General features: G+C 64.7%; 21 protein-coding genes. 8 read left to right on the top strand and 13 right to left on the bottom strand.

Annotation, left to right across the window (positions count from 1 at the left end; translation table 11 throughout):
- Window positions 1-76: 76 nt before the first annotated feature.
- The 7 genes from OU995_RS22665 to OU995_RS22635 form a co-directional block, all read right to left on the bottom strand.
- Window positions 77-547 (bottom strand): hypothetical protein, encoded by a 471-nt coding sequence (locus tag OU995_RS22665; protein ID WP_267832404.1) that lies wholly within the window; start codon window positions 545-547, stop codon window positions 77-79.
- A 132-nt stretch (window positions 548-679) separates the two neighbouring features.
- On the bottom strand, window positions 680-1,702 hold the full coding sequence (locus tag OU995_RS22660) for a nucleotidyl transferase AbiEii/AbiGii toxin family protein (RefSeq protein ID WP_267832403.1): 1,023 nt from the start codon (window positions 1,700-1,702) through the stop codon (window positions 680-682).
- Entirely contained in the window at window positions 1,695-2,291 is a 597-nt protein-coding gene (locus OU995_RS22655) for a DUF6088 family protein (RefSeq protein WP_267832401.1), read from the bottom strand. Before OU995_RS22655 ends, OU995_RS22660 begins: the two co-directional genes overlap by 8 nt.
- A gap of 303 nt (window positions 2,292-2,594) precedes the next feature.
- Window positions 2,595-3,191 (bottom strand): helix-turn-helix domain-containing protein, encoded by a 597-nt coding sequence (locus tag OU995_RS22650; protein ID WP_267832400.1) that lies wholly within the window; start codon window positions 3,189-3,191, stop codon window positions 2,595-2,597.
- 20 nt (window positions 3,192-3,211) lie between these two features.
- On the bottom strand, window positions 3,212-3,475 hold the full coding sequence (locus OU995_RS22645; RefSeq protein ID WP_267832399.1) for a hypothetical protein: 264 nt from the start codon (window positions 3,473-3,475) through the stop codon (window positions 3,212-3,214).
- 15 nt (window positions 3,476-3,490) lie between these two features.
- The gene (locus OU995_RS22640) at window positions 3,491-3,985 is read right to left on the bottom strand and encodes a GNAT family N-acetyltransferase (RefSeq protein WP_267832398.1); all 495 of its coding nucleotides are present in this window, start codon (window positions 3,983-3,985) and stop codon (window positions 3,491-3,493) included.
- Window positions 3,982-4,254, bottom strand: coding sequence for a DUF1778 domain-containing protein (locus OU995_RS22635; RefSeq protein WP_091566395.1), 273 nt, complete (start codon window positions 4,252-4,254; stop codon window positions 3,982-3,984). The genes OU995_RS22640 and OU995_RS22635 overlap by 4 nt, the downstream gene beginning before the upstream one ends.
- A gap of 460 nt (window positions 4,255-4,714) precedes the next feature.
- Between OU995_RS22635 and OU995_RS22630 the strand changes: the two genes are divergently transcribed.
- The 6 genes from OU995_RS22630 (at window position 4,715) to OU995_RS22605 (ending at window position 11,577) form a co-directional block, all read left to right on the top strand.
- The gene (locus tag OU995_RS22630; RefSeq protein ID WP_267832396.1) at window positions 4,715-5,416 is read left to right on the top strand and encodes a paraquat-inducible protein A; all 702 of its coding nucleotides are present in this window, start codon (window positions 4,715-4,717) and stop codon (window positions 5,414-5,416) included.
- A complete protein-coding gene (locus OU995_RS22625) occupies window positions 5,409-6,092 on the top strand; it encodes a paraquat-inducible protein A (protein WP_420714753.1) in 684 nt (227 codons plus the stop codon). The genes OU995_RS22630 and OU995_RS22625 overlap by 8 nt, the downstream gene beginning before the upstream one ends.
- On the top strand, window positions 6,076-7,977 hold the full coding sequence (locus tag OU995_RS22620; RefSeq protein WP_267832395.1) for an intermembrane transport protein PqiB: 1,902 nt from the start codon (window positions 6,076-6,078) through the stop codon (window positions 7,975-7,977). Before OU995_RS22625 ends, OU995_RS22620 begins: the two co-directional genes overlap by 17 nt.
- A complete protein-coding gene (locus OU995_RS22615) occupies window positions 7,974-8,594 on the top strand; it encodes a PqiC family protein (protein WP_267832394.1) in 621 nt (206 codons plus the stop codon). Before OU995_RS22620 ends, OU995_RS22615 begins: the two co-directional genes overlap by 4 nt.
- A 517-nt stretch (window positions 8,595-9,111) precedes the next feature.
- On the top strand, window positions 9,112-9,396 hold the full coding sequence (locus OU995_RS22610; protein ID WP_267832393.1) for a hypothetical protein: 285 nt from the start codon (window positions 9,112-9,114) through the stop codon (window positions 9,394-9,396).
- A gap of 120 nt (window positions 9,397-9,516) precedes the next feature.
- Window positions 9,517-11,577 (top strand): ATP-binding protein, encoded by a 2,061-nt coding sequence (locus OU995_RS22605; RefSeq protein ID WP_267832392.1) that lies wholly within the window; start codon window positions 9,517-9,519, stop codon window positions 11,575-11,577.
- A 30-nt stretch (window positions 11,578-11,607) separates the two neighbouring features.
- On the opposite strand, the gene OU995_RS22600 is transcribed toward OU995_RS22605, so the two are convergent.
- The 3 genes from OU995_RS22600 to OU995_RS22590 all read right to left on the bottom strand — a co-directional run bounded on the left by OU995_RS22600 (window position 11,608) and on the right by OU995_RS22590 (window position 15,922).
- Complete coding sequence (locus OU995_RS22600) at window positions 11,608-12,792, bottom strand: MFS transporter (RefSeq protein WP_267832391.1); 1,185 nt, start codon at window positions 12,790-12,792, stop codon at window positions 11,608-11,610.
- Window positions 12,792-13,568 carry a DeoR/GlpR family DNA-binding transcription regulator gene (locus OU995_RS22595; RefSeq protein WP_267832390.1) on the bottom strand — a complete coding sequence of 259 codons (777 nt, stop codon included), beginning with the start codon at window positions 13,566-13,568 and terminating at the stop codon, window positions 12,792-12,794. The genes OU995_RS22600 and OU995_RS22595 overlap by 1 nt, the downstream gene beginning before the upstream one ends.
- Before the next feature lie 191 nt (window positions 13,569-13,759).
- A complete protein-coding gene (locus OU995_RS22590) occupies window positions 13,760-15,922 on the bottom strand; it encodes a TonB-dependent siderophore receptor (RefSeq protein ID WP_267832389.1) in 2,163 nt (720 codons plus the stop codon).
- A gap of 284 nt (window positions 15,923-16,206) precedes the next feature.
- On the opposite strand from OU995_RS22590, the gene OU995_RS27515 reads away from it, so the two are divergent.
- On the top strand, window positions 16,207-17,763 hold the full coding sequence (locus tag OU995_RS27515) for a methyl-accepting chemotaxis protein (protein ID WP_324288666.1): 1,557 nt from the start codon (window positions 16,207-16,209) through the stop codon (window positions 17,761-17,763).
- A gap of 274 nt (window positions 17,764-18,037) precedes the next feature.
- Here the strand turns inward: OU995_RS27515 and OU995_RS22575 are convergent, their stop codons facing one another.
- Window positions 18,038-18,874: a hypothetical protein gene (locus OU995_RS22575; RefSeq protein WP_267832388.1), complete on the bottom strand. Its 837-nt coding sequence runs from the start codon at window positions 18,872-18,874 to the stop codon at window positions 18,038-18,040.
- Window positions 18,871-19,590: a DNA adenine methylase gene (locus tag OU995_RS22570; RefSeq protein ID WP_267832387.1), complete on the bottom strand. Its 720-nt coding sequence runs from the start codon at window positions 19,588-19,590 to the stop codon at window positions 18,871-18,873. The genes OU995_RS22575 and OU995_RS22570 overlap by 4 nt, the downstream gene beginning before the upstream one ends.
- Before the next feature lie 229 nt (window positions 19,591-19,819).
- On the opposite strand from OU995_RS22570, the gene OU995_RS22565 reads away from it, so the two are divergent.
- The gene (locus tag OU995_RS22565) at window positions 19,820-20,032 is read left to right on the top strand and encodes a hypothetical protein (protein WP_267832386.1); all 213 of its coding nucleotides are present in this window, start codon (window positions 19,820-19,822) and stop codon (window positions 20,030-20,032) included.
- Between the two features lie 429 nt (window positions 20,033-20,461).
- Here OU995_RS22565 and OU995_RS22560 read toward each other — a convergent pair whose 3' ends face one another.
- Window positions 20,462-22,750, bottom strand: coding sequence for a S8 family peptidase (locus OU995_RS22560; protein WP_267832385.1), 2,289 nt, complete (start codon window positions 22,748-22,750; stop codon window positions 20,462-20,464).
- Window positions 22,751-22,876 lie beyond the last annotated feature (126 nt).

Here is a 22,876-nt window from a genome sequence, read left to right as displayed (position 1 = left end):
CGGTGTGCCGGTCGGGATGCGCAGGGTTGAAACTGTTGCCATTCAGGATGATCGAGAGCCCATTTGGAGAAAGAAGTTAAGGGCGAATCGCTGAGGTGTCGATCAAGTCCTCTCTTGACACGTCCATCTTGCACGGACACGTCAGGCACACCGGCGTGATCTCGACGATCCATGAAGCGCCGTTCTCCATTGGAAATGCTGGATGCCGCGCGATCCGGTACAGGCCCGTCGGCAGACCGCACACGTCCATCTTTGCAAGATTGGTGTTTTCGCCCTGATCCCGTGTTTGCTGCTGCTCGCGGTTGCGTTGCACGTACTCTGGCCGAGTGTCGCGGTAGTTGCGCCAGTAGTCAGGATTGCGCTGCGACCACGCCTGTTGGGCGGCGCGCTGGTTGATTCGGTAGTCGGAATCGGACTGAAGTTTGGCCCGCTGCCACTGGCGCTTGCGGGCGCGCTGACAATTGGGCGAGGAGCAGTAGGCTTGGTCAGGAACTTGTGGGCGCGGCTCGAACGGCTGGCCACAGCAGGCGCAGAGGGTGCTGGACATCGAAGTTCTCCATATGAAAATTCATATGGGAACTGCTGGCCGGTGGCTGCAATCAGGGAGGCTTGATGCGAGGCGCTGCAACAGGACGGCACGATCCGTGGGAAAACCACAAACACGCCCATTTACACCCGTTTAAAGGGGCTGCCGATTGGCCTCATCCTGAATGACACGGCACTGCTCGATGATGTCGGCGAAGCCCGGCTGATTCAGCGCCAGCAGACCGTCTTCCAGCATTGCGGCGTAATCGTTTTCCAGCGCCGTCAACGATTCGCCCGTCGGGATGATTTGCAGCTGCCCACTGGTGGCGGCGAAGTAATCGATCTTGGCACCGGCAGCGTCTTTTTCGACGAAGAACACCGATTTGTGTTCTGCAACGGCCCGAGCCAACGCTTGATCTGCACAGGCCGCAGCGAAGTGCGGCGTTTTTGCGATGGCGGCCAAGTCGTACCAGTGACGCGAATAGCGTTCCCCGCGCAGCCGTCCCTGCAAGCAATACACGTGCGCTGCGGTGGCCTTTTCCCAGAAGGTGCGCTCTGCCGCCATCACCAAGGGTTGGGCGACAGGGAAAGTGATGTCTTCGATTTCTGGCGCAATGTCGCATTCCACGGGCTGAACATGATGCGGCTCGCCCGTGGCGCGGGCACCAAACTCCAACTGGATCGTGGGCGCTGAATAGCCGGTGCCGGTTTTGACCGCTGGATACGACAGGATCAGCTTGTCCCGATCTTTGCCCGCCAGCGTCAAGCTTGCGTCCAACCCATCTTTCTCCAGCGCCGCAGCGATGACCGGCCTGACCATCGCCTCGATCCAGTCGGGTAGGCGGTGACGTACCGCGCTGCTGATCTTTTTCTCCTGGCTGGCGGAATCTGGAATGGGGTTGCCTTGCTTCAACAGGTCGGCAGCCAGTTCGCGGATGTCATAGGTGAGATCCACGTCCTCAGAAAACCGATCGATGATGCGATAGACCTTGGACAACGAGGTGCCGCCTTTGAAGGTGAGTTTGCTGGCCAAGTCGGATTCGTAAATGGCGGACAGCACCCAGACCACCCAGATGTCTTTTTCGAGCAGATGCGCGGGCCGCCCGCTGCGGGCGGCAGCAAACTCCAGGGCTTCAACCTGATCTTCCCGGCTGAGCGAAAACCAGGACTCAGCCATGCGCCATTGCCTCGCTGACCACTTTGGCCATCCAGCTTGGCAATGCGGCCCGCGCGCCACGCACGGCCTCCCATTCGGACTCGGGCAGTTTTGTGCGCAATTGTCTCAACGCCGCCGGTGCGCCCTCTGGCCCCAGCCACGACAGCGCACGAATCACCTTGCCTGCGGGGCGCTTGCCCAGCAGCAATTGCCAGCGGTTGCCGTGCTTGAGCTCCACGCACCTGCTGCCAAGATGCAGGGTGCGGGACGCGCCGGATGTGAGAAAAACCTCGCGGGTCGGCACCTGCGTGGTCAGGCCCAGCGCATTGGCTTCGGCTGCACCGTTGGCCACGACCGTTTCACCGCAGCTGGCCTCGATGGCCTGCACCACGGACTCGGTGGACGGCGGGCGGGAACCAAACCGGCCCTGATGGGGCGCGACATAGGCACCGCGACTCACGCGCAGCAGCTTTCCTTCCTGAGCCAGCCGGGACAAGGTTTTGTCGATGGCCGCCCGCGACCCCAGATGCAGGAACTCCTTGGGCGACAGCAAGCCACCCTCGGGCATGGCCCGGGCGGCAGACAAGATGTTCTCGGCAAGATGGCTCATGGTCATTGCTCCTTTGTCAGAAGTATAAATCAGTATCTGACAAACCGCAATTTGCAGCAGACATGCCCGGCCAATGGCCGCAGAGGAGCCTCCGAGGCCTCGGGAGCCCGGATCACGCACATAAAAGGGGGATTCGCCGAAGCCAACACGGGTTTCGGCCAGATCATCGAATTCACGGCCTCAAGGCCGAGGTGTTACTATCTGGTTCAGATTACGGACGCGGGTTCAGTTCCGTGTTCCGCCCTCGTGGACAAATGGCCGAAACGGTGGACTTTCGGCCAAAAGCAGGGACAACCGTTCAGGCTACGGCGCGGAATCGAACTGCGCTGCGTCCTGCTCCCTGACGATTTCGAACCAGCGCTTGGCTGGCTCCGAAGGGGTGGCCGGGCTCTCGATTTCGTCGACGGCTGCTGCAGCGGCATTGCCACGCACACTGTTGTCGATCTCCCATGCCAGGATCGCTGGCAGTGAAAACCGTAGGTTGCCCACCAGCATCAGGTGCGGCACGCGCTTGCGATGGCGCTCCGTCTGATCGCGGAAAAAGTGGGTCGGCAGCGATGCTGCCTGGGCGATTTCCTTTGCCGTGAAGTAATGGCTCTCGGCGTCGGCACCGAGGCCTTGGCCGAGGGTCGCTTCCGGTTCGGCGGGCTTGAAATCCCGAGTGATGCCGAGCATCGTCATCAAGTGCTGCGCGCTTCGTTGCTCGAATTCCAGGATGTCGGCGTCGTGGTAACGCACCTGTCGGAACAGCTTGTGCCACGCAGGCCCTTCGCCATCGAGCCGCCAGCGCCGCAGTGTCTTGAGGCTGACCTGCCAGCGGTCGGCGAGGTGCTTTTCGGTCATCACGGGGTAGTGCATCTTTTTCTCCTGAACAGATGACTCCATGACAACGCTGTTCACCGTAGAAGCCAAGGTGATGTTCAGGGCATGCCCGCGTCGCCAAGCTCGGTCGGCAGAGGCTTGTCAAGATCGACTTCGACGCCTGCGACGATTGAGCGGATGCGATCAACAAGGGCGCCATCGACAGGCACATACGTGGCTTCGTAAGCCTGCACGAGTCCAACCAGGGCGTTCAGCCGCTTCCCCTCTGGCGTTTCCAGAGCAGGGTCTGAATCCACGAGCGCGGAGGCTTCCTTGAGAGCGGCCCGGTACTCTGCCTCCGTGCGAATCTTGTGGATGTTCATGCTGACCGGCCTCTCTCAAGCCTTGACGGTGTTCAAGCGCAGCATCAGCGTCATCGGATGCTGCGGTGACTCCTGGAAGCCGTAGTGCTCGTAGAACTGCTTGGCGCGGTCGTGGAGAGCGTGGACGAGCAGCGCCCGGACACCGGCGTTCTGCGAAACGCTCACCGCTCGACCGACTGCGTCCTGCAGCAGGGATGCTCCAAGCTTGATGCCTTGCGCCCGATGGTCGACGGCCAGCCGGGCCAGAACCATCACGGGCACTGGATCGGGCATGTTGCGTCGCACGCTGCTGGTTGCCGCTTGGTGTGAAACCGCACCTGCGGCCATCGCGTAGTAGCCGTAGACGCGCGCTGCCTGATCTGCGACAACGAAGGTGCGGCTGGCACCGCTCAATTGGTTGGTCAGTGCCCGGCGCTTGAGCCATTCATCGAGACTGGCTTCACCGCAAGCGAAATCGTCCAGGATGTGGGTGGCGGCGAGCGGAATCGGTGCGCTCAGTTGCAAGCTCATGCCGCGCCGGTGCTCCAGGGTGCCTTGACGGCCATGAGACGTTCAAGCCCTGGGTTGGGGCCGGGAGGTGCGTCGAGCATCGCGGTGAACTGCTTGAACTTGTCGGCGTCCAGGCTGAAAAAGACCTGATCCAGCACCACGGACTGCGCGCGGTCGCAGGCCGCTTCGAGCATGAAGTCCGAGCGGTTCTTGCCAAGCAGGCTGGCCGCGTGATCGATCAGATCGCGCTGTTCGGGCAAGGCCCGCAGATTGATGGCGGCGTCACGCATTGGTTTCTCCTATTCGCGCATACACAACAGATACACGGATTGTGGCGCAGCGTATAGCCGTTGTCAATACGCGGTGCGTCACATGCCGCAGGAACGGGTGCCGACTGGTAGCCAGTACACCACTTCAAAACCTGCTCTCCGGGGTTGTTCCAGTTCGGACGAATGTCCACGGAAACGGCCAAATGATCCAAATCCGGGACTGGAGACTTGCGGACGGACTATTATTCGGATGACGGACGCGGGTTCGGTTCCGTGTTCCGCCACCATCTTTCAAAAGGGCTCGGATGAACTCCGAGCCCTTTTTCTTGGGCGCATCCGATGACCTCGATGGTGAAGGCGACCCTCGATCACCCACGATCGGTGATCGATATTTCAGTAGCCAACACGCGTCTCGCCAGTGGTGAAACCTGATGACCAGCGCTCCGCCATAATCGGCACGCCTCTTGCTCTGCGTGCCCCCATGAGCGTCCGCCCGCATTCCCAAGCGAATTCCCACGCGCATCCGTTTCGCCAATACTTCGCCTGCGAGCACTGCGACACGCTCTATCGTCGCCCCCGTCTCTCCGGCCATGAAGTCGCTCGCTGCGATGTCTGTGGCGCCGTGCTGTTGCGTGCCAACCGGTTGACGCTGGATGCCTGGCTGGCCCTGACCGTGGCGGCGGCCATCACCTTCCTGATCGCCAACTTCCGCCCGGTGGTGTCGATCAACTTCCAGGGCGCGCACAACGAATCGACCGTGTGGGGCGCCATCATTGCGCTCGCCCAGCGGCCGACTGCGCCGATTGCCGTTCCGATGGCGCTCACCCTCATCATCGTGCCGCTGCTGCAGATCTCGGCCCTGCTGTGGGTGCTGGGCCATGCCCGCGCCGGGCAGCGTCCTCCTGCGTTTGAGCTGTTGATGCGGATGCTGGTGGGCCTGCGCCCCTGGAGCATGGTGGAGGTCTGTCTGCTGGGCATTCTGGTGTCGATGATCAAGCTGTCCGACGTGGTGTCCGTCACCCTGGGCGCCGGGACCTGGGCCATGGCGGTGCTCACCATCCTCATCGCCGTGATTGCCAGCCGGGACATGCATTGGCTCTGGGACCTGGTCGATGAGCCAGACCTCGCTCGCCAGGAAGGACTCTCGGACGAGGGCGTCGCCATCGAGACCCGCCATGGCTGACCATCCCAAGCCTGGGCCGGCGCCCGCTCCACACGCCGTGACCTCCCGCCGTCCCCGCGCCTTCGAAGTGGGGCTCATCGGCTGCCACACCTGCGGCCAGGTCAGCGAGCGTGCCGGCATGATCGACTCGCAGGCCTGTCCCCGCTGTGGTGCCCCGCTGCACCATCGCAAGCCCAACAGCATCGCCCGCGCCTGGGCGTTGCTGATCGCGGGCCTCATTTGCTACATCCCGGCCAATCTTTATCCGGTGATGTTCACCCAGATGCTTGGCCACAAGATCGACAGCACCATCATGAATGGCGTGGTGGAGTTCTGGCACGCCGGCGCGTGGGACATTGCCCTGATCATCTTCGTGGCCAGCGTGGCAGTGCCCTGCACCAAGTTCATCGCCATGGCGGTGCTGCTGGTCACCACCCAACGCCGCAGCACCTGGGCCCAGGCCGAACGCAGCCGGCTGTATCGGTTCGTGGAGCTGATCGGTTATTGGTCCATGCTGGACGTGGTCGTGGTGGCGCTGGTGGCTGCCCTGGTGAAGTTCCGCCAGCTCAGCGACATCGAACCGCGCATCGGCATTCTCTTTTTCGGCATGGTCGTCATCCTGACCATGCTCTCCGCCATGAGCTTTGACCCTCGCCTCATCTGGGACGCCGAGACACCGAATGAATCCTCACACTGACCCTGACGGTGCACCCACGCCCGCACCGTCGCCTGCACCAGCCCCTGCAACGTCCGCAGCGCCAACCCCGATGCCGCCGGGCTCCACCGCAGCCGGCCCGGACCCCTTGCCTGGTGCACCTGGCGCGCCCGGCGCGCCAGGCGCCGCTGATCCGACCATGGCGGGCGTCGGCACCCCGGGTGTCCGGCGCCGCCGCGGGGTCTCCCTGGTGTGGATCGTGCCCGCCGTTGCAGCCATCGTGGCGCTGTCCATCTTTGCGCGCAGCTGGAGCAACGAAGGGCCGGAGATCGTCATCAGCTTCCAGACCGCCGCCGGACTCGAGGCCGGCAAGACCCCCGTCAAATACAAGGATGTGACGGTGGGCAGCGTGCGCAGCATCAGTCTCAGCCCGGACCGTTCCCATGTGCTGGCCACGGTCAAACTCACGCACAGCGCGTCGAGCCTGGCCCGCACGGATTCGCGCTTCTGGGTGGTGCGGCCCCGCATCGGCGTGGGCGGTGTATCCGGAGTGGATACGCTGCTGTCCGGCGCCTACATCGGCGTGGACACCGGCACCTCCGATCAACTCCAGCACGACTTCAAAGGACTGGAGGAGCCGCCCGCCGTCATCAATGGCATGCCGGGCAAGACCTTCATGCTGCATGCATCCGACCTGGGTTCGCTCGATATCGGCTCACCGGTGTATTTCCGCCGCGTGCAGGTGGGGCGTGTGGCCACCTACAAGCTGAACGAGCGCGGCACAGGCGTGGACCTGCAGATCTTCGTGGAAGCGCCGTACGACCGCTTCGTCAACAGCAACACCCGGTTCTGGAATGCCAGCGGGCTGGACATCTCCCTGAGCGCCGACGGTCTCAAACTGAACACCCAATCAGTGGCGACCATCGTGGCCGGGGGCATTGCCTTCGCCACGCCCCAGAACGAACCGACGACGGCCGGCGCTCCCCGCTCCGGCTATCGGCTGGCCAATGATGAGCAGACCGCCATGGCGCGTGCGGATGGCCCGCCGCAGTATGCGCAGTTCCGCTTCGACCAGTCCCTGCGCGGTCTGGCGGTGGGCGCGCCGGTGGAGTTCCTGGGGCTGAACATCGGCCACGTCACGTCGGTGACCCTGGACTACGACCCGGTGCGCAAGCGCTTTCCCGCCGTGGTCAGCGCGGAGATCTTCCCGCATCGCCTGGATGCCGCCATGCAGCACGTGCCGGTGAAGGAGGGGGATCCGGAGTCGGTGACGCTGCTGTTTGTGAAGAATCTGGTGGAAGCCGGCCTGCGGGCGGAAGCTCGCACCAGCAACCTGCTCACCGGTCAGCGCTATATCTCGCTGGACTTCTATCCCGGTCTGCCCAAGGTCACCATCGCCTCGCTGAGCCCGATGCAGATCCCCACCATCGACAAGAAGGTGGACCAGATTCCCGAGCAGGTGGTGCACATCCTCGACAAGCTCGAGAAGCTGCCGATGGATCAGATAGCGACGAATCTGAACAACAGCCTGCTGGAGCTAAACGGGGCGCTGGTGACCTTCAACCAGACCCTGCATCAGGTCAATGGCCAGGTGCTGCCGGAAGCGACCGCCACCTTCCAGCAGGCGCAGAAGACGCTGAATGCAGTGGGCGGCGCGGTGGGCGAGGACTCCCATCTGCAGCAGGACCTGTCTTCGACACTGCGCGAGGTGGAGCGGTCGGCTCGGTCGCTGCGGTCGTTGACGGACATGCTGTCACGGCATCCCGAATCACTGATCCGTGGACGCCCGACGGATGCGCCGCTGTCGGCGCCGCAGGCACCATCGGGCAATGCCGGCGTGGGTTCCGGCAACAGCAACAGCAACAGCAAGCCGACCACGCCTCCCACGGTCCAACCGGCCGCCACACAGGAGTCCCCAAAGCCATGACCTTCACTCGCAAGCCGCAGTGGCTGTTGATCCCGCTCACAACGGCGCTCGGACTCCTGACCGCCTGTGGTTCCGCCCCGACCACCCACTACTACACCCTGACGCCGCCCCCTGCACAGATGCGGGCCGTGTCAGCGACCCCCACGCCGTGGGTGATCGACGTACAACCCGTGGGGGTGCCCGAAGCACTGGACCAGCCGCAGATCGTGATCCGGCAGAGCGACAGCAGCGTGCTGGTGCTGGAGCAGGAGCGCTGGTCGGGGCCCCTGAACCAGGAGTTGCGGTCGGCGCTGTCCGCGCAGTTGTCGCGTCAGCTGGGTACCCAGGATGTGGCTGGGCTCAGCCTGCCGACCGACCGGGACGTGCTGCGCATCAAGGTGCAGGTGCGCCGCTTTGAGGCCTGGCCCGGCGAACGGGTGGATCTGACGGCGGACTGGACCCTGGTGCAGTCCAGTGACACCAGCCGTCGTGTGAACTGCCGGACAGAGCGGACCGAGACGGCCGGCGCCGGTTATGCGGGGATGGTGTCGGCGCAGCAACGCTTGCTGTCCTCGCTCAGCCAGGCCATTGCGGCCACCGTCTCGCAATGGCCGCAGGCGCAGTGCCCCGCTGGATAGCGCCTCGCCGCTTTTCATCTCGCTGGTTTTCGTCTCGCGGGTTTGCGTCTCGCCGTTTTTCGTCTCGCCGTTTTTTCTCGCGCTGGTGCGCACCCTGCACCCCGCCCGTGATCAAGGACTTGGTGATCTTCACCGAACGGAGATTCCACCCACCGGCCAGCGCCTTGATGGCGATCTGCTGCTGGCCGGCTTCCAGCGTCACGCGGTCATTGAACGGATGAACGCTTGCCCGCCTGATCCACGCGCGCTGCCGCTTCGATGCCATTTTCAGAAACTGTGCGCGTTCCGTCCTGAGTGGAGGCCCGCAGGTGTGGCGACAAATCGTGCGGGGATGTCGGTGGGAAAAAGGGGGGCCTCCGGGCCAAAGCGGCTGCGTCGGCCTACGGCTCCTTACAGCCGCAACACCGCCACAACGGGGGCACGCAGGACCCGTCCTACAACAGGCCCCGTTGTGCGCCTGCATTCACCGCGCATCGGTTTGGATACCTTGGAGTCCACCCTTGTGGAGATCGACATCATGGACAAAGCAGTTGCCCCGTTCAGCAAGTCCCAGGCCGTGCAGATGGCCGGCATTCCGGAGCAGCTGATCGACTCCCTGCTGGAGACCGATCTGCTGGATGCCGGTTCCGGCGCCCGCTTCACCTTCCAGGATCTGGTGCTGCTTCATGCGGCGCGGCGCCTGCAGGACCAGGGCGTGCCTAGCGAGAGGATCATTGCGGCGCTCGCCAACGTCCGCAGGACGCTGGTCCCTGCTGCTTATCAGGACAGCCTGCGATTCAAGTCTTGCGCTCGCCCTCACTGAGGCTGCGGTTGTTGCGCAGCAGTTCGCGCATCCGCCCGCTGCAGGCCCGCGCAGTGTCGGCTGCAGCGGCGACGCTGCGACAATGGCCCGCTGCGGTGATGCAGCGAGGAGCGCGGACCGATGGCTTACCCGGAGGTAGTTGAAGAGCTTGCGAGTCCGTCGCAGCTCCGTCTGGCCATCGGGCTCTCCGTCCTGCTGCTGGCCGTCATTGCCATCATCTTCCCGGATGCGGCCACGCCGCTGGTGCAACTGCCGCATGTGAGCGGCATGTACGGCTCGGCGATCGCGATGATCGACCTGGCCACCTTCTGGCTGCTGATCTCCTCATCCCACCAACCCCGCTCGCATGCGGTGATCGCGGCGGCCTACCTTTTCGGCGGGCTGATGGCGGTGCTGCATGTGCTGACCTTTCCCGGGGCCGTATTTATTCAAGGCCCGGTGATCGGTTCGCCGCACGCGGTGAGCTGGTTGTTTGTGGCCTGGCGGGCCGGGTTTGCGTTCTTCATCATCTGGGCGGTGTTGGTGGAGGGGCGCGGGCAGCCGTCGCGAAGCGGCCGCTCCAGCCGGCTTCCGGCGGTGGTGGCCGTGATTGCCGCGGCGGCGGTCTATACCGCGTCTCAGCTCAGTGATGCCGCGGCGTTGGCGACGGATGGCCATCAACAGCGCTTCAGCAATTTCAGTGTCTATGGGGCCTATCTCGCGGCTGTGCTGGCGGTACTGGCCATCGGATTGATCTGGCTGCGTGAACTGCACCGACGGTCCATCTTCGTGTGGCTGATGTTCGTGATGACGGCGGAGGCGGCCGGCGTCTGGCTCAGCACCTACAGCGGCGGTCGATACACCCTGGCCTGGTACACCACACGGGTGGAAGGCCTTGTGGCCAGTGCGGTCGTGCTGCTGTTGCTGGCTCAGCATTTCCGTCGATTGCAGCGGCATCTCGGGGACACGGTGGCGGTGCTGAAGGCGCGCACCGACGATCTGCAGGCGGAGATCCATCGCCGCGAAAGTGCCGAAGCCAAGCTGGCCCAGGCCAAGAAGATGGAAGCGGTGGGGCAACTGGGCGCGGGCCTGTCGCATGACCTGAACAACATTCTCCAGGTCATCACCGGTCGGCTGTCGATCCTGCATCGGCGCGCGGGCGCGCTGGCGGATGCCGATGTGGAAGTGATCCGGCGCAATGTGCGCAAGGCCGAGGCGATGACGCGCCAACTGACGCTGCTGTCCGGACGCCGTCGCATGAATGCGCAGCCGCTGAATCTCGCCGCCGCGCTGGCGGACATTGCCGATTCCTTGCGGCCGCTGCTGGACGGCCGCTATCCAGTGACCCTGGATCTTGCACCGCAGTTGCCGGATCTGGCGCTGGATCCGCTGGAACTGGAAATCGCCCTCACCAACCTGATGACCAACGCCCGCGACGCCATGCCGGAGGGGGGCGAGATCCGGCTGAGCGCCTGTGTCGAGACGCTGGGCGAGGCCGGACGTGTGGTGCTGATCGTGGTGACGGATGGCGGCGCGGGCATGCGGCCGGAAGTGCTGGATCGCATCTTCGACCCCTTCTTCACCACCAAGGAGCCGGGCAAGGGCACCGGCCTGGGTCTGGCCCAGGTGTACGGCTTTGCCAAGGCCAGTGGCGGCCATGTGGAGGTGACCAGCCGACCGGGGCAAGGAACGACGGTCACGATGGTCTTTCCGCTGGGGCGGCCAGAAGGACAGGCCAGGCCGGCCGGCCTGTTCTCGGCGGCTGGACCCGCCAACGGCGGCGCTCCTGCCATGGGGGTGCAGGGGGCCGAACTGCGATCCGATGATCCGGATCCGCTGGCGGCTTCGCCGATCAGGTCGGGCGAAGTGATTCTGCTGGTGGACGACAACGACGACGTCCGAGAGGCTTCGCAACAGTTGCTGGCTGCAGGGGGATTCGCGGTCCGCACGGCGCGTCATGCGCCCGAGGCCCTGAGCCTGATCGCGGCGGGCCTGCGGCCGGATGTGCTGATCTCCGACATCGTCATGCCGGGCGGCATGAATGGTGTGGAGCTGGCGCGCCGCATCAAGGACAGCCACCCGGATGTGCGGGTGGTGCTGGTGACGGGCTTTAGCGATGTCGCGCAGAGCGCCAGCGAGGAGGGCTATCCGGTGGTGAGAAAACCATATGACCTGGCGTCGCTGCTGAGTGTGCTGGCCTGAGGGCGCAGCACGTGCGCCGCCGGCGTCGGTTCAGCGCGCCACGACCCATCGCGCCGCGATGGGCACCAACAGCAGCAGCCCGCCCAGCCACCAGAAGGCGTTGGACAGGCCCACGCCATGCGCCACAAAGCCGATCAGCGCCGGGCCGAGCAGCACCCCCGCATAACCCGTGCTGGTGACTGCCGCCACGGCAAAGGCGGCCGGCATCACCGTCTGCTGACCCGCGCGGCGGAACAGCACCGGCACCAGGTTCGATGCACCCAGGCCCACCATCACGAACCCGAGCGCGGCGAGCGCAGCCATCGGCGACAGCACCACCACCGCCACGCCCAGCGCGCCGAGCAGGCCGCCGCTGATCAGCGTGGTGCGGTCCCCCAGGCGCGACACGAGCGCATCACCGCTGAAACGCCCGACCGTCATCGCCACGGAAAACAGCATGAAGCCCAGGCCGCCCTGGGCCTTGTTGACGAGGCCGGTGCTGGTGATCAGCAGCGCGCTCCAATCCAGAATGGCACCTTCGACCAGGAAGATGATGCCGGCCAGAGCGGCCAGCAGCACCACCAGGCCGCGTGGCGCCACAAACAGCGGCGCCTGGCTCGATGAGCTCGTGAGGAGCAGATACGGCCAGGCCATGACCACTGCGGCGGCCATCAGCACCGCCCCGAGCAGCGTGGCATGCAGTGGCTCGAACTCCAGCGACAGCAGCAGCGTCATGAAGCCGGCGCCAGCAAACCCGCCCACGCTGTAGAGGGCATGAAAGCCGGACATCAGCGGACGACCGCTCTGCTTCTCCACTTCAACCGCGTTCACATTCATCGCGACGTCCAGTGAGCCCAGGCAGGCGCCAAAGACCGCCAGCGCCGCGCCCAGCGACCAAGGTGTCGCCAGCACGGAGAGCAGGGGCAGGGTCACGGCCATGCCCAGCCCGCTGGCGATGATCAGCCGCTTGGTGCCGTGCCGTGCACAGATCACGCCGGCCATCAGCATGGCGGAAACGGAACCCAGCCCCAGGCAGAGCAGCAGTACGCCCAGTGCGCCTTCATCGATGCCCAGACGCTGACGCGCAAACGGCACCAGCGGAGCCCAGCAGGCGACACCAAAGCCGGCCACCAGAAAGGCCAGACGGACCGCCAGGCGGTTTTCCGGGCGGTCCGACAGGGCCGCGTCGTGGGAGTCGGTGGTGTCGGTGGAAAGGGTGGGAGGGCTCGCGCTCATCAGAAGGTCTCCGCCCGGATGATCCGGGCTCCAGCGTCCAGCAATGCTTGCACCCGGGTGGGGTCTGCGTCGTGCTCGACCACCAGGGTGTGGATCTCAGTGAGCGCGGCGAAGCTGTAGTGCACGGACGCGGCCAGCTTGTCGCTGGACAGCAGGGCCACGCGGTGCAGGCTGCGTTCCACCAGGGTCCGCTTGAAGACGACTTCGTTGTAATGGGTGGCCATGGCTCCGTCGTGCACATCCATGCCGCAGACGCCAACGAAGCAACGGTCAATGCGCAGGCGCTGCAGGCTGGCGACGGCCGCGGCGTCCACGCTGCCGCCGAGGTGAGGATCCACCTCGCCCCCCAGGAGCAGCACGCGGAGGTCCTGGCGGCGCAGTGCGGCGGCGGCCACGTCCACGCCATTGGTGGCGACGGTGAGATCGGCTTCTTCGGGCAGGTGGTCCACCAGCGTGACGTTGGTGCTGCCGCTGTCCAGGAATACCAGCTCGCCGGGTTGCACGGTGGCCGCGCCCGCGCGAGCCAGTGCGGTCTTGCGCTCCGGGTTTTCGTGCAGCCGGGCGGTGATGGGCCGGTCGTGGCTGGGAATGGGGATGGCACCGCCGTAGACGCGGCGGCACAGGCCTTGGGCGGCGAGGGCGCGCAGGTCGCGTCGGATCGCGTCTTCGGACAACGAGAACTCGGCGGCCAGTTCAGTGGCGACCACCGGGTGGCCGGCGGCCAGGCGGTCGGCAATCAGGTCGCGGCGGGCGCGAGGAAGGTCGGGGGCGGTCATGGGCGGCCATGCAGTGAGCCAGTGAGCCGCCATCATGCCAGAACATGCACGGTTGTGCATGATGTTGCACGATTGTGTGCCGTCACCTGAAACGACACTGCCCCTGACCGCCGTGCGCCGAGGCGCCGGATGTCAGGGGCAGAGGAGGGCGGTCCGGGCAGCATGCGGACGAACCGCATGCCGAAGGCCCATTAGAGCTTGTAGCTCAGCGTCACCGCCGCATTGCGCGGCGCACCGTAGATGGCACCGTAGGCGATGCCGCCCAGGTACTTCTTGTCCAACAGGTTGTCCACGTTCAGCCGGACGCTGGTCTTGTCGTTGATGTCGTAGCTGGCAAAGGCATTGGCCACCAGGTAGGCGCCTTGAGAGGCGTTCGGGCCCACGACTTCCGACTGCCAACGAGCGGCCACGCCCAGATGCAGACCCTTCACCATGGGCACGCGGGTGTCATACACCGCATTGATGGTGGTGCGGGGCACCCAGTCGTAGATGCTGTTGCCGTCCGGACCGGTCAGGATCAGGCGGGTGTAGCCCACGGTGATCTTGCTGTCCTTGTTGATGCGGCCGGTGGCTTCAAATTCGAAGCCCTTGGACTTCACGTCCTTGGGTTCGTACCAATAGGTCTGGTCCGCCAGCACGCCGCCGAGCGTGGCGAGGCCCTTTTGCTCCGAGGTGAAGACCGCAAAGGTGGTCAGCAGCGACTTGTTGAGCCAGTCCGCCTTGACGCCCACTTCGGCATTCTTGCCCTTCATCGGATCCAGATAGTTCTTGTTGGCGTCCGTCTGGTCCTGGTTCTGGAAGATGGTCGAGTACGACACATAGCCCAGCACATCAGGTGTGAAGTCGTAGGTCAGGCCGGCATACGGCGTGGTCTTTTTTGTGTCGGGATAGTTGGTGGCGTTGGTGGCGGAGCCATAAGCCGACGAGCCCTCGCGCTGCAGCTTCACGGCATTCAGGCCCACGATGGCCTTCAGCTCATTGGTCAGCGACAGGTGGGTGACGGCATAGGCGCGTGTCAGCGTCTGTTCACCACTGCGGTCGAAGGTACGGGCGCCCCAGGTCGGTTCCGTGTAGGCATCGCCGCCATACGGGAAGGCCGGCAGCGGCAGGTACATCTGGTCGGTGGGCGCGGAGTAGATGTCCGTGGAGGTGGTCTGCGTCGAGCGGCTCACGCCGAACAACACCGTGTGCTTGCGGCCGAAGGCGTTGTATTCGCCGTTGACGTTCAGGTCGAACAGGCGGTTGTTGGTGGAACTGGCCGAATGGTAGGGCCAGCCCAGCAGACCGGTGTTGTCCGCATTCAGCGTGCCGTAGGCATACAGCAGCTTGGTGGCTTCCTCTCCATGGCGGTAGTTGTAGGTGGCCTTGGCTTCCCAGCCCTGCGCCAGGCGATGGGTGTATTCAATGAAGGCGCTCTGTGACTTTGTATTCCAGTAGGTCCAGTCCACCGACGTGGAGGCCGACTGGTCGAATTCCACCTGCGTGCCGTCGGCACGCTTGAGAATCAGCGAGCCCCACATCGGCGAGTGCTGCTTGGAATCGTTCAGGGTCACACCGAAGGTCAGCGTGCCATCGTCGCCCACCTGGCCTTCCACCACCCCATACACCGTGGAGCGCTTGTCGTTCAGCGCGCGCAGGTAGGAGTCCTTGTCCTCATGGGTCACCACCAGGCGGCCGGCCCAGGAGCCGTCCTCGGTCAGCACCTTGTTGTAGTCCAGCGCGCCGCGCAGTTGACCCCATTGGCCATAGGTGACGTTGACTTCGCCGCCGTCCACGTTCTTCGGGCGCTTGCGGATGTAGTTGATGGTGCCGGACGAATTGCCGACGCCGGTCAGCAGGCCGTTGGCGCCACGGATCAGCTCAATGCGCTCGAACAGGAAGGTGTCCTGCTGGCCGACGACGGTGCCCCAGTCGTTGGTCATGCCCACGCCGTCGATCTGCGTGAGCTGCACTTCGAAGCCCCGCGAATTGAAGGTGGCCCGATTGGTTTCGTACTGGTCGACGTTGATGCCGGTGGCCAGACGCAGCGCGTTGTTCGAACCGGTCAGGCCGAAGTTGGCCATGTCTTCCTGCTCGATGGTGCTGATGGACTGCGGCGTGTCCTTGATGGCGATGGGCAGGCCGGTCGCCCCCTTGGAGACCCGCGTCTCGCGCTTGCCCTTGACGAAGATCCGGTCGAGCGTGCCGTCGGTGGTGCGTGCATCGGCGCGGCCATCGGCCTGGTTAGTGCCCTGGGTAGTGCCCTGGGCATCGGCGGGGGCCGCAGCGGCGGCTGCCACTTCCTGGGCGCGTGCGTCACCCAGCGCCACACAGGCGGCAAAGGCGCAGGCGGTCATGAGGAAGGGGTGCGTCATCTGGTTCTCCATGGTGGGGTGACACCGGTGTCACCGAGGACCCGAAGTCTAAGAGTAAATGCGAATAATTCTTAAGAATTGTCGTGGCGGAGAGATCGCCATGTGGGCTCCGTGCGACGCGCAGACGAGGAGATCGAGGGCGAATAACCGTCAAGCGTCAAGCGCATGAGCAAGCATGGGTTCATTGGGCGGCCTACGCCCAATGCAGATGGTGGTGCCTTCTTTCTGGAGTGCTTGTGCCGATGAAGACCAGTTCAATTGGATATTTTTGATGAAGGAATGGCATGTCATTGGTGCGAAATTTGAAGATCGGGAGACGACTGGGATTGGCGTTCTTGGTGATGGTGGTACTGATGGGGGTGATGGCCGCTGTCGCGCGCCTGGGGTTGGCCACCGTGGGTGACCACCTCGCAGCCGTATTGAAGGATCGCTATGTCAAGGTCCGTCAGGTCCAGAGCATCTTTGACGAGTTGAATCTGCAGGCACGTAGCGCCCGGAACATGCTGCTGTTGGAGACATCGGAAGAGCGCGCCAACGAGACGGGCTCCATCCAGGGCTCGCGCCAGAGAGCCCTGGACGTCTACGACGCCATGGTCCCCACCATCACGGACCCGGATGCCAAAGCGACGCTGGATGCCGTCATGGGGATTCGAAAGGAATACGGTGCCAGCCTGGAGAACTTTCTGCGTCTTGCCGCTGCTCAAGACACGGACAGGGCTCGCGCAGAGCTGCTGACCAAGCTTCGGCCCGCCCAACTGGCGTATGTCGCCAAGCTCACGAAACTGGTGGAGCGACAGGAGGTGCTGATGGCCGAGGCGGGGGCTCAGGCCAGTGCCGCGGTGGACCGGACACTCTGGCTGCTGCTGGCGACGCTCGTTGTGGGCGGGGGTGTGGGCCTGGTCTTCGGGTTCGTGGCGACTCGCTCCGTCACCCAGCCGTTGGCGGAGGTGCAACGCACCATGGAGTCGGTGGCTGGTGGCGACCTCAGTCTGGAGGTGACGGTGGATCGAGGTGACGAACTGGGTGACCTGCAGCGCAGCCTCTCCCGCATGGTCACTGGGCTACGTGGGCTGGTGCGTGAGGTGCGGTCCGGCGTGGACTCTGTAACGACCGCCTCCACTCAGATCGCCATGGGCAACCTGGATCTCTCCAGTCGTACCGAGCAACAGGCCAGCAGCCTGGAGGAGACGGCGAGCGCCATGGAGCAAATGAATGGAACGGTGCGTGCCGCTGCCGATGGCGCACGAGAAGCCATGGTGCTGGCCCGGTCCGCCTCGGAAACGGCTGTGGAGGGCGGCGAGGCCGTTCATCGTGTGGTGAGTACGATGGATGCGATCACCGCCAGCAGCCGCCGCATTGAAGACATCATCGGTGTCATCGACAGCATCGCCTTTCAGACCAACATACTGGCGTTGAATGCGGCCGTGGAAGCCGCCAGAGCCGGGGAGCATGGCCGCGGCTTTGCCGTGGTGGCCAGCGAAGTGCGAAGCCTTGCCCAGCGAAGTGCGGGGGCTGCAAGAGAAATCAAGTCGCTGATCTCCGCTTCTGCCACCACCGTGGAGACCGGAGGCCGCGAGGTGGCCGCTGCAGGGGACACCATGCGCAAGATCGTCGATCAGATTCAGCGGGTGAGTAGCCTGGTGGCGGAGATTTCCGGGGCGGCGCAGGAACAGAGTCGCGGCATCGAGCAGATCAATCAGGCCGTAGCGCAGATGGATCAAGTGACACAGCAAAATGCCGCACTCGTGGAGGAAAGCGCGGCGGCGGCGGGGAGTCTGGAGCACCAAGCCAAGCGGCTGGCGGACGCGGTCGCGAGTTTCAAATTGATGGCCGCCGGCTGAATCGCCGGAATGGCTCAAGCGATCACGCTCGGCTCAATGGTCCTGCCGATCTCGATCGGCAGCTGAGATGAAGCTGCGGCGCCGTTGCTGATTCGGCGGGTGGCCAGGCGCCGCGCTCTTTCCTCGGGCGGTGTGGGTCCATGTCGGCGCTGGGCAGATGAAAAGCATCCCTCAGTGCCAGTGAACGGGCGATCCGATGCAAACGGAACGAAGGACGCTGTGCAGGCGTCCTTCTCAAGCGTGCGGACGATGAGCGCCGCTGCCGCCGTCCCTCTCAGCCGGTGAATACCAGCGACAGTTGCTCCGGCGCCTGAGCGCGGCGCGTCGGCGCAGCCTTTGGCTTCGGTTCCGTGGCCTTGAGATAGTCCTGCAGGAAATGCGCGGTTTCCGGCGAGCGGATCAGTTCCTGGGCCATCACCGCTTCCACATCGGGCGCAGCCACATTCATTGCCTTGCACAGTTGCAGAAAGCGGGCCTCCATTTCGAGGTAATGGCGCTCTACCGTCAGCTTGCGACCGAACAGGCCCATCACCTGACCCACGCGCAGCACATAGTTGTCCAGCAGAGCAACATCCGTGGCGCCGGACCATTGGCGCACGATGCCAGAGGCCGACTTCGGGCCCAGGCCCGGCAGGCTCATCAGCCAGTCGCGCAGTTCGCGGCCTTCCAGCGAGGCGGGCACTTCAAACAGCGCCGGCAGTGTGGCTGCCAGATATTTCGAGCGTTGCGCCGCCAGTCGATAGGCCACCTGTTGGCCACCCACGTCCAGCGGCTCGCTCAGCCATGTGGCAAATTCCGATTCGGTCACCCCGGGCCGGGCAAACGCACCCGCGGCGCGCAGCCGCTCAAACGCGGCTTGCGCCACCGCTGCGGTAACCCCTTGGCCACCCAGCAGCCAGGCGCCCACTTCCTCTGCCAGCGTGCGGTTGGATCGGCGCAGCGGAGCGTCCTGTTCCAGCCGCCAGGTCAGCGCACGTTGCAGCCAGTAGGCCGCAGCAGGGAATTCATCGGCATGGCCCCAGCGCACGCCGGGCATCACTTGTTGATCGGGGGCGGGAATTTCGCGCTGCAGGGAACCGTGGCGGGTCAGGATGGCAAGAATCTGGGTCATACGGAAATGCTCCGGGGAGCAACGGGATAGGTGTCGTGCAGCCATTGGGCAAACGCGTGGCGTTCAGCCGGATCCATGGCGTGCACTCGGTCTTGCAGGCGCTCCATGCGCCGTTTCAAAGTCTGCCGCTCGCGAAAGTTGTCCCCGCGGTGACGGCTGTCGTGAAGCTGATCGGGTGGTTCGAAGTTGAACCACAGGGTTTCGGTCCTGACGTCGGTATGGGTCTTTGCCTGAAAGGTTCTCTGATTCCAGCCCGGCAGCAACTCGTCGTAGAGCGGATGCGCATATCCGGAGACGATCACCGGACAGGGCAGATGGGCCAGCAGCGAAAGCAATCCCACATGGTCATCGACGTCATAGTCACATCGATACACACGCGGTTGCCGTCGCGTCTCGGGGTGATAGGGCGGGTCCACATAGACCAGTTCGTCGCCCTGAAATGAATAGCGGGCGAGGAATTCCTCCGCCCGCCCGCATATCAGTTCAAGGTTCTGGAATGCAGTGTCTGTGGGCGGGTCCGCCGTTCGTGCACGCCATTGGGCGACCACACGTTCATCGGCATCAATGCCAATCGAATGCTGGGCGGGCCGCTTGTTTCGCAACACAGCACCACCGCCCAGATGCGTCTCGATATAGACGCGATGCGGCGGCATCAGGTTGATGATGTGTTGATAGGTCTTGCCCTTGCCGCCTGGATACTTCATGGGCTGAATCATCGTCAGAAATGACGATGATGTCAATGGGGATGTGGCATGTGCATTGCCGAATGGACCGTCATGGACATTGATCCCATCCAGGACTGCGACCTCCGCTGGGCATTGCCTCCGGGACAGCACACTAGTCCACGGAATCAGAGAAGTTGGAGTCGTTGCTGCCGAAGGGGCGGCGCATCCAATCTCAACGCTTCAGTGGACGAGCGGCAGGCCTGTTGGGCGCGCTCTGGTGATGACCGGCTTTCAGTCCATGCTGGCGCGTGGGGCGTTTCCGCTTGGTGATCCCGTCTGGCGCGCACCCGCCGGTTCTCATCCGTACGCTCATCCGTACTCCTATGCGTCCCATGGGGTGTACGGGACCGTCACCGAAGGCGCACGCAAGCGCTTCCAGCGCTTTGGGGGCAAGGTCAGGGAAGGGGTGGACCTGCTGCGCAAGTCCGGGTGAACGCTGCGTGACGTGCGGTCGCGGTCACCACGCCGATGGCGCTTGGAGAACTGGTGGTGGGCAAGCTCCCCTCCACACCGGAGCGCACTCAGCCGGTGGGAGTGGCGGGCCGGGCGGCCCGGGTGACCCGTGATGCCGCGTCCGGTGCGGCAAGGGCTGGCACGGCATTGGCAGGCGGGCGTTTGGTGTCCGCGGCTCTGGCGGGTGCGGCGGGTGCGGCGGGCGCCGTTGTCACGACCTACATCGGCCATGCGATCCGCACACGAGTCCCCGTGCCATCGGAAACGACTGGGCAGTGGCCGCTGCGGAGGATTTATTGGCCTTCGGTGGTGCGGCCATGGTGTGTGTCGCTTCGCTGGCGCCGGAAGCAGGCACCACGAAGGATTGAGGCGATGGGTGCCCTCCGCCAGGCAGGGCACCCGAGGCCGCTCAGCGCTGCACGCGAGGCTTGCGCCCCAGCAGCAGGGTCAGCGCCAGCAGGCCCAGCGCCCACAGTGCCGAAAACGCACCGCCGCCGCCGCCGCTGGAGCTGCTGGTGCTGGTCGTCGAGGCATCGCTGCCGCTGCTGCTGCTGCTGGCCGAGACGGTCAGCGTCTGCGACGAGCTGCTGGTGTAGCCATTGCTGTCCGTCACCGTCAGTCGCACGACCACACTGCCGGCCGCCGTGGCGCTCAAGGTCGTGGTGGCCGCCGTGGCAGAACCGCTGAAGCTCGCCAGCGACGTGCCGCTGGTGATGTCCCACAGATATCCCGTGATGCTGGCGCCGGTGGCGGCCTTGGAGGCGCTGCCGTCCAGCGTCACCGTGGCACCCACCACCGGAGTGGTGGTGGAGGCGGTGAAACTGGCCGTCGGCTTGCCGGCTGCCACGGTGAAGGACTTGGTGGTGCTGGCACTCAGGCCGGCGCTGTCCGTGACCGTCAATTGCACCGTTACCGTGCCGGCCGCCGAAGCCAGCAGTGTGGTGGTGGCGCTGGTTGTGCCGCCGCTGAAGGCGGCATAGCTGGAGCCGCTGGTGATCTGCCACAGGTAGCTGGCAATCGCGCGGCCGCTCGGCGAGGTGGAGCTGCTGGCATCCAGCGTGATGGTTTCACCCGGCAATACCGTGGTGGCCGAGGCGGTCAGCACCGGAGTCGGTGCAACAAGGGCCACGGCCGCATTCACGGCCGCCCCCGTGTTCAGCATGCCTGCACCGCAGGTGCTGGTGGTGCAATAACACTCGGACGTCTGAGCTGTGCCGCTCGGCGTCTGGCAGGCCGCCACGCCGGTCTCGGCGCCCGGGAAGGCGGTGGCCGAGCTCTTCAGCAGTGAGGTCACCTCACCCGGGGTCAGGCTGGTGTTGGCCGACATCATCAATGCGGCCGTCCCGGACACCAGCGGGGCGGAGAAGCTGGTGCCCACGGCGTAGTTGCTGCCGTCGCTGTAGGTATTGGTGCTGGGGGAGGTGGTGCCGGTGTTGGTGGCGGTGATGATCGGATACACGCAGGTGCCCGACGAGTTCACGCAGTTGCCGGCCGGAGCCGCAATCGTCGCGGCCGATCCCAGGTCGGAGAAGCCCACCTTGGTGCCGCTATGGCGCAGGCCCACCACACCCACCACACCGCTGCAATTGGCCGGGGTGCCGACGGCCAGGCCGTCATTGCCGGCGGCGGCCACCACCACCACACCGGCGGCGGTCAGTTCACTCACCACCGTTTGATAGGCCACGCTGCAGCTGCCGGAGCTGCCCAGGCTCATGTTGATCACCTTGGCGGGGGTGGTCGGTGCGGTCACGCCGGTGCCGCTCAGGCCCGCAGCCCAGCGCATGCCGGCCTGGATGTCCGAGTCATAACCGCCGCATTTGCCCAGCACGCGCACCGGCATGATCATCACGTTGGGCGCCACGCCCGCCATGCCCACACCGTTGTTGGTCGCCGCGCCGATCAGGCTGGCGGTCTGGGTGCCGTGCCAGCTGCTGTCGCCTACGTCGCAGCCCTGCAGGGTACCGGAGGCGCTTTCTGCGGTGGTGACCCAGTCGCCAGGGTCGGAAGGGTCGCTGTCGCGGCCACCGCCATCATTGGCCACGGTGGAATCGCTGATGAAGTCGTAGCCGGACACCAGCTTGGACGACAGGTCCGGATGCGCCTTGATGATGCCGGTATCCAGCACCGCCACCACCACGCTGCTGCTGCCCTGGGTGGTCGCCCAGGCGGTTTCCACGTCAATGGCCGACTTGATGCTGGTGGTCGGGGCTCTTAAGTACCACTGACCCGCCACCGGCGTGGTGCTGGTCTGGTTGTCCGCATACAGCGGATCGTTCGGGGTGTAGGTGCCCAGGGCAAAACGCCGCTGGTCCACCACCGCCCATTCCACATCGCTGTCCGCTGCCAGCTTGTCGGCCAGCACTTGCGAACTCATGCCCGAGGCCATCAACACCTGGCTGTTGCCGCTGATGGGACGACCGTCGCTGAGGGTGAAGCCCAGGCGGGCGCCCATGGTGGAGGCCAGTTGCGGGCCGGCGGCGGTGCTGCTGCCGACGCTCTGCGCCGTGGCACGGCCGGTGGACAGCACCGACGCGTTGTTGCGGTATTTGACGATCACCCGCGCCGAGGTGCTGCTGGCGTCCGCGCTGGGCGCCTTCCGCGAGATCAGCTTGTTCTGTTCACCGGAGACCGCAGCTCCCAGCAGACCTGCTGCGGCCAGCAGGGCCGGCAGCAGTAATGAACGACGCAGCAACGACATGGATTCCACTCCCAGAGGCGGCCAGACGCCGCAGTGGCGGCAGTCTATGCCGGAGGGAGGAGATACAAAGTTGCGAATGTTGAGGCGTTCGTGTCAGTTTGAACACTCGCGCCGCCTTCGTGTGGT

It is taken from the genome of Roseateles sp. SL47, from assembly GCF_026625885.1.
GTDB lineage: Bacteria > Pseudomonadota > Gammaproteobacteria > Burkholderiales > Burkholderiaceae_C > Roseateles.
This window is presented reverse-complemented; position numbering and strand designations above follow the sequence as displayed.